This window comes from Shewanella sp. 38A_GOM-205m, from assembly GCF_000518445.1.
GTDB lineage: Bacteria > Pseudomonadota > Gammaproteobacteria > Enterobacterales > Shewanellaceae > Shewanella > Shewanella algae.
Genome location: NZ_JADP01000001.1, coordinates 139,263 through 154,451 on the forward strand (window position 1 = coordinate 139,263; position 15,189 = coordinate 154,451).

The following is a 15,189-nucleotide window of genomic DNA, read 5'->3' on the forward strand; positions in this document are numbered from 1 at the left end:
CATGGGCGAAGCTATCAGCAGTAGTTTGAATATTTCCTTTGGGGTGTTATTGGTGCTGTTTGCGGCCTTGCTTATCAGCATGTTCCGCATCCTCAGGGAGTATGAACGTGGGGTGATTTTCTTTCTCGGGCGTTTTTACCGGGTCAAGGGGCCTGGGCTTATCATACTGATCCCTGTGGTGCAGCAGATGGTGCGGGTGGATCTTCGAACCATAGTGATGGATGTGCCCTCTCAGGATGTGATCAGCCGTGATAATGTCTCGGTGCGGGTCAATGCCGTGCTCTATTTTCGGGTAGTCGACCCGCAAAAGGCGATTATCAATGTGGAGAACTTCCTCGCAGCCACCAGTCAACTGGCACAGACCACCCTGAGATCTGTGCTCGGTCAGCATGAGCTGGACGAGATGTTGGCCAACAGGGAGATGCTCAATGCCGACATTCAAAGGATCCTCGACTCCCACACAGATGCCTGGGGCATCAAGGTGGCCAATGTGGAAATCAAGCACGTGGATCTCAATGAAAGTATGATCCGCGCTATTGCCCGTCAGGCCGAGGCGGAGCGTGAGCGGCGGGCCAAGGTGATCCATGCTCTGGGGGAGATGGAAGCCTCGGAAAAACTGGTGGAAGCGGCGCAGACGCTGGGGAAAGAACCCAATGCCATCATGCTGCGCTATCTGCATACCCTGACGGAAGTGGCGGCAGAAAACAATTCGACTATCCTGTTTCCGCTGCCGCTTGAGTTACTGAGCAAATTAAATGGTGCATTTAAAGATTTAACCGAAAAATCAAAAAACTAGCCCGAGAGCTGTTTAAAATACCAGCTATTTACAATAGGTTTATATATTGTTACTTTGAGCAGTTATTGGCGTTTGTGATTTGCTCGGCAGTAGGCCCGCCGAGTCAGTGACTTGAAGTCACCAAGCGCCGATTATCCATAAAAGTGCTAGATACTCAGTGTTAAGGAAGACGCGCCATGTTCAACTTCTCGCAATCTACTAAATCTATCCCTGTTTCAGTATCCAAACTGTCGCTGTTGCTCCTGCCTCTTATATTTGGTACTGCCCAAGCCGGGTTGGATGAAAGTTATCAGGCCTATCAACAAGCGTTGGAAAAGGGTGACAAGGCTCAGATAATTAGTGCTGCCGAGCAGGCCTATGCCGACGGTAAAGCCAAATTGGGTGCAACCGATAGGACGACTTTGGCGTTGTCGATGAATCTGGCCAAGGCGCTGCAACAGCCGCGTAATCTGATGTTGGATGAGCAGGGAATTGCCAATCAGCAAAGGAGCAAAGTCTTATATCAGCAAGCGTTGCAAAGCTATCAAGCGCTGTATGGCGAACAGGCCTTGGAAGTGCTCGACCCTATGATGGGGCTTGCGCACAGCAGCAATCCCAAAGAGGCGGCTAAGCTTTACCAGCAGGCCATAGCCTTGGCTGATGGCAAAAATGACCGGCTGCTGTCCGCCGCAGTGCGTCTCGAAGCTTTTAACGATCTCGTTGTGACTGAGGTTTATGACCGTGAGGCTCGGGCCTATGCCCTCGATGCCCAGAAGATTTACCACGAACTTGCACCAAAGGATTCATTGCAGAGGGTCAATGCCGATACAGCTGTAGCCGCCATCTATCTGGCGGAGCAAAAGTACGCCAAGGCCGAACCTCTGTTGCTGGAAGTGATAGAGCAGCTCAAGGTATTACCCTTTGATGCGCCTGTCGCGCTGTCGGCTCATGCCTATCTGGTCGAACTCTATTCCCGCAATGGAGAAGAAGACAAAGCGACTCAACACTGTCAGGCGATAGGCAATATGCGCCCCTGGAGTGTGGATCAGGAGCAGCGGCCCTTGTTTCGTGCCGTGCCCGGTTATCCAATTCAGTATGCCAGGATGAGTCGAGAAGGTTGGGTCAACGTGGAAGTGACTGTAAACGAACAGGGCTTTGTCAGCCATGTGGAAGTGCTGGATTCCAAAGGGGGCAAGCAGTTTGAAACTGAAACCGTCAAAGCCGTGTCAAAGTGGCGCTATGCACCCAAGTTTGTCGATGGTAAGCCCGTTAGCGCCAAGACGTGGTCAAAGATTTCCTTCACGCTTTAAGGCTGCAGAGCTGATTGTGGCCCAATAAAAACGCCGGCAGTTGCCGGCGTTTTTGTCATCCTCATCCTGAGTTAGATAAGGAAGACATTCAGGCTACAGGCGCCGTGGGCACCAACCACCAGGGCCTGCTCAATGTCAGCCGTCTTGGATGGGCCGGCAATAAACACCCCAAACTCACCCGAGTCCAGGATTATCTTGTCGGCCGCTTCATGCATGTTGGCGACAATGGCATCGGCTTCCAGTACCAGAAACAGGTTCTCACAGATAAAGGGCGTGATCCTGTGGGACAGAGATTTCTGACTGACCCAGATGGCACCATTTTCGGCAACACCCACTTGACCCTTGATCACGGCATAATCGATATCACGCAGATCATGACTGTCAGCGGGCACTTCACGGTTACCTGTTACCCCTTCCACCTGAGAAATCACTTGCTTGCCTTCGGCAATCAAGGCATCGACCTGCTGCTGCAGCTCGGTAAAACCACCACGCTTATGCAGCTTGCCGGCAACGGTTCCCAGATTGGTTTCAAACTGACCAATCAGGTCATCCAGTCGGGGGGCTACATCTATGGTCGGCATATTGTGTCCTTCAAGTGCACAGGACTTGAGGGCATCCAAAATAAAAGATTTGCTGGACATCTGGTTAGCTCCTGTTTTTCTTGAACCAGGCCTCGAAACTGGAGGCGGGTGCCTTGGGCAGTTCACGATATTTACCCCAGGCGCCGGAGAACGGCTTGAGCAGGCTGCCGGGCAGTATTCTCAAGCCCAGTCTTGCCATACTCATGGAGCAGTTCAGCATAGTGGTGCTGGCCATAAACTTACCGACCAAAGGCATATAACTGCCTTTGCCATATGGCAGTTGACCCGACTCGGCCTTGAGGCGACGCTGACGGAAGATGATCTTGTCCAATGGCACCTTGGTGGGGCACACATAGGAGCAAGAGCCGCACAGGGTACAGGCCCAGGCGATGGAGTTGGTGTCATCGTGCTGGGCGCCGACGGCGATGCCAATCGGGCCCGGGATGGTGTAGTTGTAGCTGTAGCCACCACTGCGACGATATACAGGGCAGGTGTTCAGACAGCCACCACAGCGAATACACTTGAGAGATTCGGCCAGGATCTTGTCCTTGAGCATCTCGGTGCGGCCGTTATCCACTATGATGACATGCATCTCGCCACCGGCCTGTGGGCCGCGGTAGAAGCTGGAGTAGGTGGTTACCGGTTGCCCCGTGGCGTTACGGGCCAAGGTGCGCAGATAAACCGAGGCACTTTCCACTGAAGGTACCAGCTTGTCTATCCCCATGGAGTGGAGTTGCAGCTTGGGCAGGTTACAGCCCATATCTGCGTTGCCTTCGTTGGTGCAGACCACTACCGCACCTTTGTCGGCGATAGCCATGTTCACCCCTGTCATGGCGGCATCTGCACTGAGGAATTGCTCACGCAGATGGGCTCGGGCGGCGCGGGTCAGGTAAGTTGGGTCGCTGGCGCCGGCCTCTGTGCCCAGTTTTTCATGGAACAACTCGCCCACTTCCTCTTTCTTGAGGTGAATGGCGGGAACCACAATATGTGATGGTGGCTGCTTTTTTAGCTGAATGATACGTTCACCCAGGTCAGTGTCTATAACCTCTATGCCCTTGCTCTCGAGGAAGGGATTGAGGTGACACTCTTCGGTGAGCATGGACTTGGACTTCACCAGTTTCTTCACCTGATGGTTGGCCAGAATCTCATGCACTATACGGTTATGCTCGGCGCCGTCTTTGGCCCAATGCACTTGAATACCGTTCTGGATACAGTTGGCTTCGAACTCTTCCAGATACTTGGCCAGATTGGTCAGGGTATGCAGCTTGATAGCCGAACCCAGATCCCTTAGCTGTTCCCACTCGGGCAGGCTGCCGGCGGCGCGGTCGCGTTTTTCCCGCAGCACCCACAGGGCTTTGGAATGCCAATCGACTCTGGACTCATCACGGCAGAAGATCTCTGCCTGGCTGGCGTGGGCGTTGGCCCCTTGTGTCTGTGACATGGCTATCTCCCTAAATGGCAGCGTTGAGGATCTGCGCCAGATGGCGGGTTTCAATCGGCAGCTTCTGGCGGCGGATCATGCCATCCAGATGCATCAGACAGGATGGGTCGAAACCGACGGCAAAGTCTGCTCCCGTAGCCGCATGGGCCTGAGCCTTGTCTTTACCCATCTTGGCCGACACTGCACCTTCATCCACCGCAAAGGTACCGCCGAAGCCACAGCATTCGTCGCGGCGATCCGGATAGGTGATCTCTATGCCGGGAATGCGTTCCAGCAGGGCTTCCATCTTGTTGTAACGTGGGCCCATATATTCGCTGGGGCTGGCGAGATCCAGCATACGGATACCGTGACAGCTCAACTGCAGGCTCACCTTGTGAGGGAAGGCCTTGGGGAAGCTCTCTACCGGGGCGACATCGTGCAGGAACTCGGTCAGTTCGTACAGCTTGGCGATAACGGCTGCGGCTTCCGGGCTGTCGTCAAACTCATGGAAGTTTTCCTTGGCTGCCACCAGGCAAGAGGCGGCAGGACAGACGATAGCGTCGCATTCGACTCCCTTGAAGGCGTTGAGCAGCTTCATAGTGGTGTTGCGGGCTTCGTTAAAACAACCCGAGTTGGTCATGGGCTGACCACAACAGGTTTGGCCTTCAGGCAGGATCACCTGGTGCCCCAGTTTCTCCAGCAGTTCCAAGGTGGCGATGGCCACATCCGGCAGCATCTGGTTGACCAGACAGGGAATAAACAAGGCTATCTTCATTTGGTGTTTCCTAATTGGATGTTGCTTGCGTTAACCGACATCATCTATGTCCGGTGTGGCCAGATGCTTTCTGACTCTGTATTTGAACATCACCTGACACAGGGTAAATATGCTTGAATATAAGCCTATAACCACACAATAAATAGTGCTAATTCAGTAAATGAGTAAAATCTTTTTTGCAAAAATGAGAATATTGTAACTAGCTGATTATTATTGATTAAATGTCTTGGTTTTTGTTTCGTAATCCGAACGGAAATCCATTATTTGACACAGATGAAAAAAGAGGGAGCTTAGTGCTCCCTCTCTCGGTTATCAGCGGCTGCATTCTTCCAGCAGATAGGCCAGGTGGCGGTATGAGATGCCACTGTGGTGGCTCAGGCCCACCTCACACATACGGTTGGCATAGTAGCCTTCCTTGAAGTCTGTGGGGATGAGTTTCTTGATGTTCCGCAGTGCCGAAGCGTTGATCTCAGGTTTGTAGAGACCTTTCTCACCGGCATAACCACAACAATCGACGCCGGCAGGGCGCAGTACCTTGTCGGAGCAGGCATCGGCAATGGCTTGCATCTTGGGTTCCAGCTTCATTTTGCGCGCCGAGCACCCCAGGTGCAGTGCCACATTGACCTTCTTGGTGAGGGTGAGTTTCGGCAATACCTTGTCGTGCAGGAATTCGACCAGATCCAATAGTTCAACCTTGGGATTACCGGAAAGGGCACGGTAGGTACAGGAGAGGGCATCGACGACCACGGGCAGCTTGCCGCCTTCTGTCATGGCACTAAGTGTATCGATAAGCTCATCACGCTTCATGTCGGCATTTTTGAAATCCCCTTTGGATTCCCACATCTGGCCGCAGCACAGATTGCGGGTCTTGGCCGGCGTAATCACGTTATAGCCGGCACGCTCCAGCAAGGTCACTACCACTTCAGGTAGGGTGCGGTCATCGGGATCCAGCGGCGTTGGGCCGAAGGTGCGGCCGCCGCAAGCAGCGAAGTAGACCACGGTTTCCTGGTTGGCTTTGGGAGCCGAAGGCTTGGGCAGCTTACCGCCTTTGGGGAAGTCAGGGTTCCAGTAAGGCACTTCTTTGGAAATCGCCCGGCCCATGTTCATCAGCCCTGAGGTGATACCCGTGCCCGTGAGTTTGTGTATTGTGCCCAGGGCATCAAAGCCTGTGCTTAGCACCTGGTTGACGGCGCCCCAGTGCTTGGCCTGGAAGTCCAGAACCTTCTGCTCTGTGGTGGTTATGTAGGGAGTACGCAGCTTGCGGACCAGTTGGCCCATGCTGTTGTCTACCGGGCAGGCAATGGTACACAGCTGACAGGCGGCGCAGGTATCCACCACATCATACTTGGCGGCGGCACGCATCTTCTCGGCTGCTTCCTTGTCGCCGCTCTGTTCCAGACGCTCGATTTCACGCAAGGTGGCTATCCGCTGTCTGGGTGACAGGTTCAGCGCCGAGGTGGGGCAGGTCTTTTCACAGAAACCGCACTCGATACACTTATCTACCAGGTCGTCCACTTCGGGACAGGGCTTGATATTCTTGATGTGCACCTGCTTGTCGTCGTTGAGGATCACCCCAGGGTTCAGCAGTCCTTCGGGATCGAAGATCTGCTTGATGTTTTTCATCAGGGTGTAGGCGTCACTACCCCATTCCATTTCTACAAAAGGTGCCACGGCGCGGCCTGTGCCGTGCTCGGCCTTCATCGAACCGTCGTACTTGTTGATCACCATATCGGCGACCGCTTCCATAAATTGATGGAACTGTTCGATATCGGCCTGGGAGCCGAATTTAGGGGTAATGATAAAGTGGAAGTTACCGGCCAGCGCGTGGCCGTAGATCACCCCTTCAGGATAGCCGTGCTTATGGAACAGCTCGGTCAGATCGTGAGCGGCACTGGCCAGGTTTTCAACCCGGAAGGCCACGTCTTCGATGATTACCGAAGTGCCCTTGGGACGCTCACCACCGATAATGGGGAATAGGCCGGAGCGCATGGCCCAATATTTACCGTAAACGGCCGGGTCACGGCTGAAGCTGATGGGGCGCTCGGTTTCAATATGCGCCAGCTTGGCGATAACGTCCTGGGTATAACGTTCCAGAGTCTCATCATCATTGGCGCGGGATTCTATCAGCAAAATCGCAGCGCCTTCCGGCAGTTCGGCCAGCCAATCCGGCATACCCTTTTTGCCTGTTACCGCCTTGATGGAGGCCCAGTCCAGCAGCTCGGCCGCAGCCACGCTTTCGCCCTGAATAGGGGGGATTGCCCGGGCTGCATCTTCCATATTGAAGAATACCGCCATGGCCGAGGCCTTGAATTTAGCTTCGTCCACTGTGTGATAGGTGACTTCGTTAACAAACGCCAGAGTGCCTTCGGCGCCGACTATGATGTGGTTGATGATATCGAAGGGATCTTCAAAATCCACCAGGGCGTTGAGGCTGTAACCTGTAGTGTTTTTAATGGCGAACTTTTTACGAATTCGCGCTGCCAGGGTCTCATTACCGCGAGCCATGGCACCCAAATCTGCCAGTGCCTTGAGCAGTTCGGGGTGTGACTGACGGAAGGCTTCTTTGGATTCTTCGCTGCCGGTATCCAGCTCTGTGCCATCGGCCAGCAGCAGTTTTACTGAGGAGATGGTTTGGTAGCTGTTTTGGGCCGTGCCGCAGCACATACCGGAAGCGTTGTTGGAGACGATACCGCCTACCATGGCCGAAGCCAGAGTTGCCGGATCCGGGCCGATTTTCTTATTCAAAGGTTTGAGGGCGGCGTTGGCATCGGCGCCAATAACAGCCGCACCCAGGGTGACCTTGTTGCTGTCTTTACTGATATCCAGAGTGCGGAAACCATCGAATCCCAGGATAAGCAAGATGCCTTCACCTATGGCCTGACCCGACAGACTGGTACCTGCGGCGCGGAAAGTTACCGGAGCGCCGTAGCTTCTGGCCACCGCCAGAGTACGTTTTACCTGCTCCAGCTCTTCGGCATGTACCACCACCTCGGGCACTATTCGGAAATAGCTGGCATCGGTTGACCAGGCAAAGCGGCGCACAGGATCATCACTGACGGCGGCTTCTCCCAACTGTTTACGCAGGTCGCGGATCACGGCTTCATAGTTGATAGACATAAGACATTTCTCTACACATTAAATTTGATAATAAAGGCAGCGCTAAAGGCGGCTGCCTTATCGAAGGATTATTATCGTTTTTAGAATCCGCCCCAGATCACCGCCAGGGTACCGGCCAGTAAAGCATAGCCAAGCGCCACGGGCATAGTCTTGCGGATGATTTCAGATTCGCGACCGGCCATACCGACCACAGTTGCTGCCGCGACCACGTTCATCACGCACATCATGTTACCGGCGTTGGCGCCAATACCCTGCAGTGCCAGGATCAGCGCGTGGTTGGCTCCTATATTATCGGCCACGCTGTATTGCAGGCCGGAGAACATCATGTTGGAGAAGGTAGCCGAACCCGATAGGAAGGCACCGAAAATACCGACTATAGGTGAAATCCAGGCCCAGACACTGCCGAGGCTTCCGGCCAGCATATCCGCCAGTGCTACCGGCATTGACTGCAGACCGGCACTGTTAGTGCCTGAGTTAAGGAAGATTTTCACCATGGGCACAGAGGCACCGAGAGAGATAATGGTTGGCACCATGGACTTGCAGGAAACCGTGACCGATTCTTTAATGGCCTTGGAGTTCATTCTGAACAGGAAGAAGCCCAGAATACACACGGCAACAAAGAAGGCGCCCGGTGCAAAGAAGGTGGCGAAGCTGGCCTTGAGCTCAGTGCCCAACAGGCCGGTCCAACTGATGTTGAAACCGTTCAGCCAGGCTTTCAGTGGCTGTACCACACGTGAAAGCACCAAGAGAGCGGCCATGATCAGGTACGGAGTCCAGGCGGCCAACTGAGAGAAGCGTGCCTTGGTTTCCACTTTAGCTGTTTCTGCTTCCTTGTCGTTTTCGGCAAAGTCATTCCAAGGGGTTTTCGGCAGTAACCAGCCTTTGCGGGCAACCGGGATAACCAGTGACATACCGACCAGGGCACCAATCACTGAAGGGAACTCTGGGCCGGCGAAGAAGTTGATCAGCCAGGCAGGAATGGTAAAGGCCAAACCGGCGAACAGGGCGAATTTCCAGATGGCAAAGCCTTCCTTGAAGGACTTATTGCGACCAAAGAAGCCTGTCAGCACAGACACCATTACCAAGGGGATCAGCGTACCTGTTATCAGATCTATGGTGATCATATGCATGGCAATGAACTGGGCATAATCGCTGAAGTGACCGCCATGTTCGGCAATTTGTGCCGCAGCCATGCTGGTACCGCCTTCGAGCAGACCCTGCTCCATACCAAAGAGCACCGGTAGACCGATAGCGCCGAAAGACACTGAAGTTGAGTCGGCAATCAAGGCAACCACGGCGGCCGCAACCGGTGGGATACCCAAGAGTACCAACAGAGGTGCGCCGATAGCGGCAGGGGTACCAAAACCGGCAGAGCCTTCAATAAAGGAGCCGAACAGCCAACAGATGATGATCACCTGGACCCTGGCATCTGCGCTGATATTGGTAAAACCGGCACGAATGGTATCCATGGCGCCTGAATATTTCAGGGTGTTGAGCAGGAAGACCGCACCGAAGATGATGGTCAAAGGAGTAATCGCCGACAGCAGGCCTTCAACCACGGAGGCGGCCAGCAGGGTAGTGTCCATCTGCCAGATAAAAACGGCGGCCAGGGCGGTGATCACCATGGAGATTGGCATAGCTCTGGATGCGGGCATCCGGAGCAACACCAGGAACAGCATGACGCTGATCACGGGTGTCAGGCTTGCGAGTAACTGTAGAAATGTCATGGTTGCCTCATCATTTCATATGTTGCTTGTGCTTATTGTGGTGTTGAGAAAGTGCTATCGCCTTTCCCTTTTGTTGTTGTGCGTGCTTATCATGGTTAATTTACCCGGAACCAAAATGATCTGGATCATCTTGCCTTTCGTATGTGGCTTAAGTTTTTGGTTATGGGAGCAGTATCTCCGCCACAAAATGGCTAAATGTGATCAAGATCGCCTTTTGTTGGGCTCTTATATAACTTTGGGGAATAGAAATCTTGGAAATGACCCAAAACCCTTGGAATTATGGCTTTGTTTTGCTCAAAACGGTAATAAAGTGATCCTGTTATTTCATTTATGATGGAAACGCAGGCTTATATCGTAAAATTTGAATGTGATTCATGTCACACTAATTGAGTGTTTGGTGAAGTTGGGTTTTATGTGGTGTTGCTTATATTGTTAATAATCAACAGGTTGTGATTGTTCTGACTTTTGTTTATGAGTGATGCAGATCACTGTTTTATCGAGCGTAGTAAATTGTGATCTTGGTCACGTGAATGGTGTTTTACATTTTTTGAAAATAAATAACAAAAAAGCACCTTTATTCTCAGGTGCTTTAACTAAGTTGGATTGAGTGGCAAGCTGACATCGCCCAAGCGCCGGCTTCAAAAGAGTTTACTGCCCCAGCCCAATTTGTTGCGCAAGACGTGAAAGTAGTTGTGCCCCTTTGGGTGGATGAGTTTGAGCCGCTCCTTGCTGCGCCTCAGAATAATTTCATCGCCCGGCATTACAGATAAGGTGACATGGCCGTCACAGCTCACTTCCAGGTTTTCGCCGTTTTCCGGTGACACCACCAGTTTGATGGTGCTGGAAGCGTCGACCACTATAGGGCGGCAGGAGAGGGTATGGGGAAACATGGGCACCAGGATCAGCGCCTCGAGATTGGGGGTCAATATTGCGCCGCCGGCCGACAGCGAATAGGCGGTTGAGCCGGTCGGTGTAGACACTATCATGCCATCGGCCCGTTGGCTGTACATGAACTGGTTGTCGATATAGACCTCAAACTCGATCATGTGGGCTATCTTGCCCGGATGCAGTACGGCCTCATTGACGGCGGTATTGCTGGCTTTGACTTCACCGTGGCGATAAACCTCGGCTTCCAGCAGGAATCTGTGTTCTGTGGCATATTCACCATCCAGCACCTTGGCCAGAGATTCCTCAAAGGCATCCGGCGGCAGATCGGTTAAAAACCCCAGATTGCCGCGGTTGACACCGATAACGCCGAGATCGAAGCGTGCCAGAACCCGGGCCGCGCCCAGCATATTGCCATCCCCCCCGACGACTATCGCCAGATCACAGTGTTCGCCGATATCCAGTAGGTCTACCGCGCGCACATCTTTCCCGAGTTCGGCCGCGACTCTCTCTTCCACCAGCACATCATAGCCCTGCATTTTCAGCCAATGATGCAGGCGCTTGAGGGTCAGGTTGGTCCCCTGATGGTGGGGTTTTCCTATCAGGCCTATAGTATGAAACTCAGTGGACATAGATTTTGGGAACTCTGGGGGTTGAAACGGTCAATTTGATCCCCATAATATGCCCAGAGTATGCAGAAACAAAGCATTTTTAGCTGGAGTAGAAATGAACAAAGAGTCATTTAAAGCAGAGCAGGAACAGGTCGAAGAAGTGGTTGACCAGGTTGAAACCACCGAGGGCATAGCTGAGGAAGGCGGCATTATCGACGAGCTGACTCAGGCGAACTTCCGTATTGAGGAGCTGGAGCAGGCTTTATCTGACGCACAGGCGACAGTTGAGGAGCAGAAAGATTCTGTCATCCGTGCCGCAGCTGAAGTTGACAACATCCGTCGCCGGGCGGCGCAGGATGTGGAGAAGGCGCATAAGTTTGCCCTGGAAAAGTTCAGCAATGAGCTGCTGCCTGTGATCGATAACATGGAGCGTGCTCTGGTGGGTGCCGATAAGGCCGATGAAGCCACCAAGCCTTTGTTTGAAGGGGTTGAGCTGACACTGAAAAGCTTCCTGTCCGCGGTGGAGAAGTTCGGGGTCAAGCAGATAGATCCTATGGGTGAAGCCTTTAACCCTGAGCAGCATCAAGCCATTGGCATGCAGCCAAGCGCCGAGTTCCCGGCCAATACTGTAATGCTGGTGATGCAAAAGGGCTATCAGCTCAATGAGCGTCTGCTGCGTCCTGCCATGGTAATGGTGTCCAAGGGTGGTGAAGGTGTCGATACCCAAGCCTGATAGCGCACTAAAACGCCCATAGCGGCGAGACTAAAAAACCGCAGACTTATCTGCGGTTTTTTATTTGCAAGCAGGTTTCCAGCCATGAAAAAGCCGAGCTAAGCTCGGCTTTCTTGTTCCTGGGTTTTCTGGAGCCTGGGGGCTCTTGAATTCAGGAGCTTACTTCTGGCCAGCGGCCTTTTTGATAAAGTCCACTATCTCCGCCATAGGCACTTCCTGCTTTTCTCCGGTGCGGCGGTTCTTATATTCATAAACACCGGCATCCAGATTGCGATCGCCAATCACTATGGTGTGAGGCAGACCCAGGAGCTCCATATCGGCAAACATCACGCCAGGGCGCTCTTTACGGTCGTCAAACAGCACTTCGATACCTGCATCGGTCAGCTCTTTGTAAAGCTGCTCGGCAGTATCAGTCACTCTGTGTGACTTGTGCATGTTCATCGGCAGAATACCCACTGTGAATGGGGCAATCGCTTCCGGCCAGATGATACCGCGGTCATCGTGATTCTGCTCGATGGCGGCAGCAACGATGCGGCTGACGCCGACACCATAACAGCCCATCAGCAGGGTCTGAGACTTGCCATTCTCGTCCAGCACAGTGGCGTTCATGGCGGCAGAGTAGTTGGTGCCCAGCTGGAAGATATGGCCAACTTCAATACCGCGGGCGAAGGCGTAAGTGCCTTTGCCGTCAGGGGTGGTTTCGCCTTCCACTACGTTACGGATATCGGCGGCGCTGGCCAGCGGCAGATCCCGCTCCCAGTTGATACCGAAATAATGTTTGTCGTCTAGGTTGGCGCCGGCGGCAAAGTCGCTCATCACGGCAACACTGTGATCTATGACCACAGGAATAGTCAGACCGACTGGACCGAGAGAGCCTGGGCCGGCTCCCAGCGCGTCACGAATTTCCGCTTCAGAGGCAAATTCCAGCGGCGCGGCAACCAGTTCCAGTTTGTCGGCTTTGACTTCGTTCAGCTCATGGTCGCCACGGACAATCAGGGCTACCAGCGGGGCTTCTTCGGTGGCGCCTTTGACTATCAGTGTCTTAACCGTCTTGGTGATATCCAGGTCAAACTGCTCAACCAGTTCGTCTATGGTCTTGGCATTGGGTGTGTCTACCAAGGTCATTTCTTGAGTAGGCGCGGCGCGCTCTGTGGTTGGCAGCGGCGCTTCGGCTTTCTCGATATTGGCGGCATAGTCGCTGCCATTGGAGTAGGCAATCAGATCTTCACCGCTGTTGGCCAGAACATGGAACTCGTGTGACATGCTGCCACCGATAGAGCCGGTATCTGCCAGTACAGGGCGGAAGGCCAGGCCCATGCGCGACAAGATGTTGCTGTAAGCCGTGTACATGGCCTGATAGGTATCATCCATGGTTTGCTGATCCAGATGGAAAGAGTAGGCATCTTTCATCAGGAACTCACGTGAGCGCATGACACCGAAGCGTGGGCGGACTTCATCACGGAATTTGGTCTGGATTTGATACAGGGTCAGCGGCAGTTGCTTGTAGGAGCTAACTTCTTTGCGCACCAGATCGGTAATCACTTCTTCATGGGTCGGGCCCAGAACGAAGTCACGATTGTGACGGTCTACAAAGCGCAGCAGTTCCGGGCCAAACTTGTCCCAGCGACCTGTTTCCACCCAGAGATCCCCCGGCTGTACCATGGGCATCAGAATTTCGATGGCACCGGCCTTGTTCATCTCTTCACGCACAATGGCTTCGACCTTGCGCAGTACGCGCAGGCCGGACGGCAGCCAGCTATAGAGGCCTGAGGCGTTGCGACGTATCATACCGGCGCGCAGCATAAGCTGATGACTGACTATCTCTGCATTGGCAGGGTTTTCTTTCTGTGTTGATAACAGGTATTGACTGACTCGCATTACCTTGGGTCCGAAATGAATTGAATGGCCGCCATTTTATCACTTGCTTTGATGATGTCACGCGGCCAGGGCGGATAAATTCCCCTTTCCTTGCTCGAATTTAGCCTGTCGGCTACTGATTGGCGCCGGCGCTGCAATTGCCGCCGCGGTTTTGGGCGCTGAGCAGGGCTTCTTCAGCCTGAAATACCAGGGTGTCCCAACCGAGTTGCCTGGCCGGTTGGATGTTGGCCACACCGATAGAGACTGTCAGTCTTGGGCTTTGGGCCTTGGCTCTCAGATTGGCCGCCAGCACAAATTGATTGAGGCTCTGGGCAATGCGGATACAGGCTTCCGGATCCCGGTCTGGCAGTAACAGTGCCAATTGAGATTGTTGTAATCGCGCCAGAAAATGTTCACCGCTAATTTCAAAGTCCAGCAGCCTTTGGGCCAAATGCAACAGGGTTTCGCTGGCAATGGCCTGATCGCTCTGAATGAGCAACAGGCCTATCCTGTGCTGTTTCACTACCGCTTTGTGCCAGGCCTGCTTCAACAGTTGGTTGAAGCTGCGGCGGTTATAGAGCCCTGTGAGTTCGTCCTGTTGTTGCTCGCTGGTCAAGGCACTCATTTGGGCCTCAAGGGACAACAGCGCATGGTTTATCTTGAGTGTTTCCCGATTCACGGCATTTGGGGAGTTGCCACCGAAGTTTTGTTCCGCCAATTCGCTGAGCTTGTGGCTGGTCTGCAACAAGGGTTTGAGCAGGTGGCGGCCAAGTACAGTCCAGGCCACAGTTTGACTCAGAACTATCAGCGCCAGTGACCCGAGCACCAGCCATAGCAGGGTTTGCATCAGCGATTTGCTGTTCTTTTGTGCCTGGGCATCCAGGTGGGTCAGCCCTATGCCGGACAGGCGCAGAGAAAGATTATCTATCGCACTTATCATGCCGGTCATATGTGGTGCTCTCAAAGGCTGACCACTCATCACTGACAGCTGTTGTCCAAGAGCCAGGGCTTCGTCATATTCTTTGGCCGCCAGGGTAAACTGACTCAGGGTGGTTATTATCTGTTGTTGTCTCTGCCTGGTTTCGTCGAGGATCGCCTCCCGCTCGTTGGAGGGATAGGTAGGCCAGTTGTTTTTGAGTTTCAGCAGTGCCAGATGCTGCATCTGGTTGGCTTTGATGGTTTGCAGCAGCAGTTTCTGATCCTGGAGCTCGGCGATATGGGCCTTGCTTGTACGCTCCATCACCCAGAGGCTGGCTCCGCCAAAAAACACTATCAGCCCGGCAAGCAGAAAAAAACTCAGCAGTAACCGGCTGCGGATCCCCGGCAAGCCAAGTGACATGCTTCTTGGCGGTTTTGGGTTTTGGCGGGTTTGGCGGGTTTGGCAATCCATGGCGCTCA

General features: G+C 53.5%; 11 protein-coding genes. 3 read left to right on the top strand and 8 right to left on the bottom strand.

The features are described 5' to 3' along the window. Position 1: 1 nt before the first annotated feature. Both N512_RS0100645 and N512_RS0100650 read left to right on the top strand, forming a co-directional pair. On the top strand, positions 2-796 hold the full coding sequence (locus N512_RS0100645; protein WP_028779058.1) for a slipin family protein: 795 nt from the start codon (positions 2-4) through the stop codon (positions 794-796). 176 nt (positions 797-972) lie between these two features. After that, positions 973-2,085 carry an energy transducer TonB gene (locus N512_RS0100650; protein WP_051472571.1) on the top strand — a complete coding sequence of 371 codons (1,113 nt, stop codon included), beginning with the start codon at positions 973-975 and terminating at the stop codon, positions 2,083-2,085. A gap of 71 nt (positions 2,086-2,156) precedes the next feature. Here the strand turns inward: N512_RS0100650 and N512_RS0100655 are convergent, their stop codons facing one another. The 6 genes from N512_RS0100655 to nadK form a co-directional block, all read right to left on the bottom strand. Beyond that, positions 2,157-2,726 (bottom strand): LutC/YkgG family protein, encoded by a 570-nt coding sequence (locus N512_RS0100655; RefSeq protein WP_028779060.1) that lies wholly within the window; start codon positions 2,724-2,726, stop codon positions 2,157-2,159. A gap of 4 nt (positions 2,727-2,730) precedes the next feature. Further along, entirely contained in the window at positions 2,731-4,107 is a 1,377-nt protein-coding gene (locus N512_RS0100660; RefSeq protein WP_028779061.1) for a lactate utilization protein B, read from the bottom strand. A gap of 10 nt (positions 4,108-4,117) precedes the next feature. Beyond that, positions 4,118-4,861 (bottom strand): (Fe-S)-binding protein, encoded by a 744-nt coding sequence (locus N512_RS0100665; RefSeq protein ID WP_025887618.1) that lies wholly within the window; start codon positions 4,859-4,861, stop codon positions 4,118-4,120. Between the two features lie 312 nt (positions 4,862-5,173). Then, a complete protein-coding gene (locus N512_RS0100670) occupies positions 5,174-7,978 on the bottom strand; it encodes an FAD-binding and (Fe-S)-binding domain-containing protein (RefSeq protein WP_028779062.1) in 2,805 nt (934 codons plus the stop codon). Positions 7,979-8,058: 80 nt separating this feature from the next. Next, positions 8,059-9,705, bottom strand: coding sequence for an L-lactate permease (locus N512_RS21890; protein ID WP_037473773.1), 1,647 nt, complete (start codon positions 9,703-9,705; stop codon positions 8,059-8,061). A 638-nt stretch (positions 9,706-10,343) separates the two neighbouring features. Beyond that, complete coding sequence (gene nadK / locus N512_RS0100685; RefSeq protein WP_025887624.1) at positions 10,344-11,222, bottom strand: NAD(+) kinase; 879 nt, start codon at positions 11,220-11,222, stop codon at positions 10,344-10,346. 94 nt (positions 11,223-11,316) lie between these two features. On the opposite strand from nadK, the gene grpE reads away from it, so the two are divergent. Next, a complete protein-coding gene (grpE, locus tag N512_RS0100690) occupies positions 11,317-11,934 on the top strand; it encodes a nucleotide exchange factor GrpE (protein WP_025009423.1) in 618 nt (205 codons plus the stop codon). A gap of 159 nt (positions 11,935-12,093) precedes the next feature. On the opposite strand, the gene N512_RS0100695 is transcribed toward grpE, so the two are convergent. Continuing rightward, complete coding sequence (locus N512_RS0100695; RefSeq protein ID WP_028779063.1) at positions 12,094-13,812, bottom strand: proline--tRNA ligase; 1,719 nt, start codon at positions 13,810-13,812, stop codon at positions 12,094-12,096. A gap of 112 nt (positions 13,813-13,924) precedes the next feature. Then, complete coding sequence (locus N512_RS0100700) at positions 13,925-15,181, bottom strand: diguanylate cyclase domain-containing protein (RefSeq protein WP_081737049.1); 1,257 nt, start codon at positions 15,179-15,181, stop codon at positions 13,925-13,927. Between the last annotated feature and the right edge of the window lie 8 nt (positions 15,182-15,189).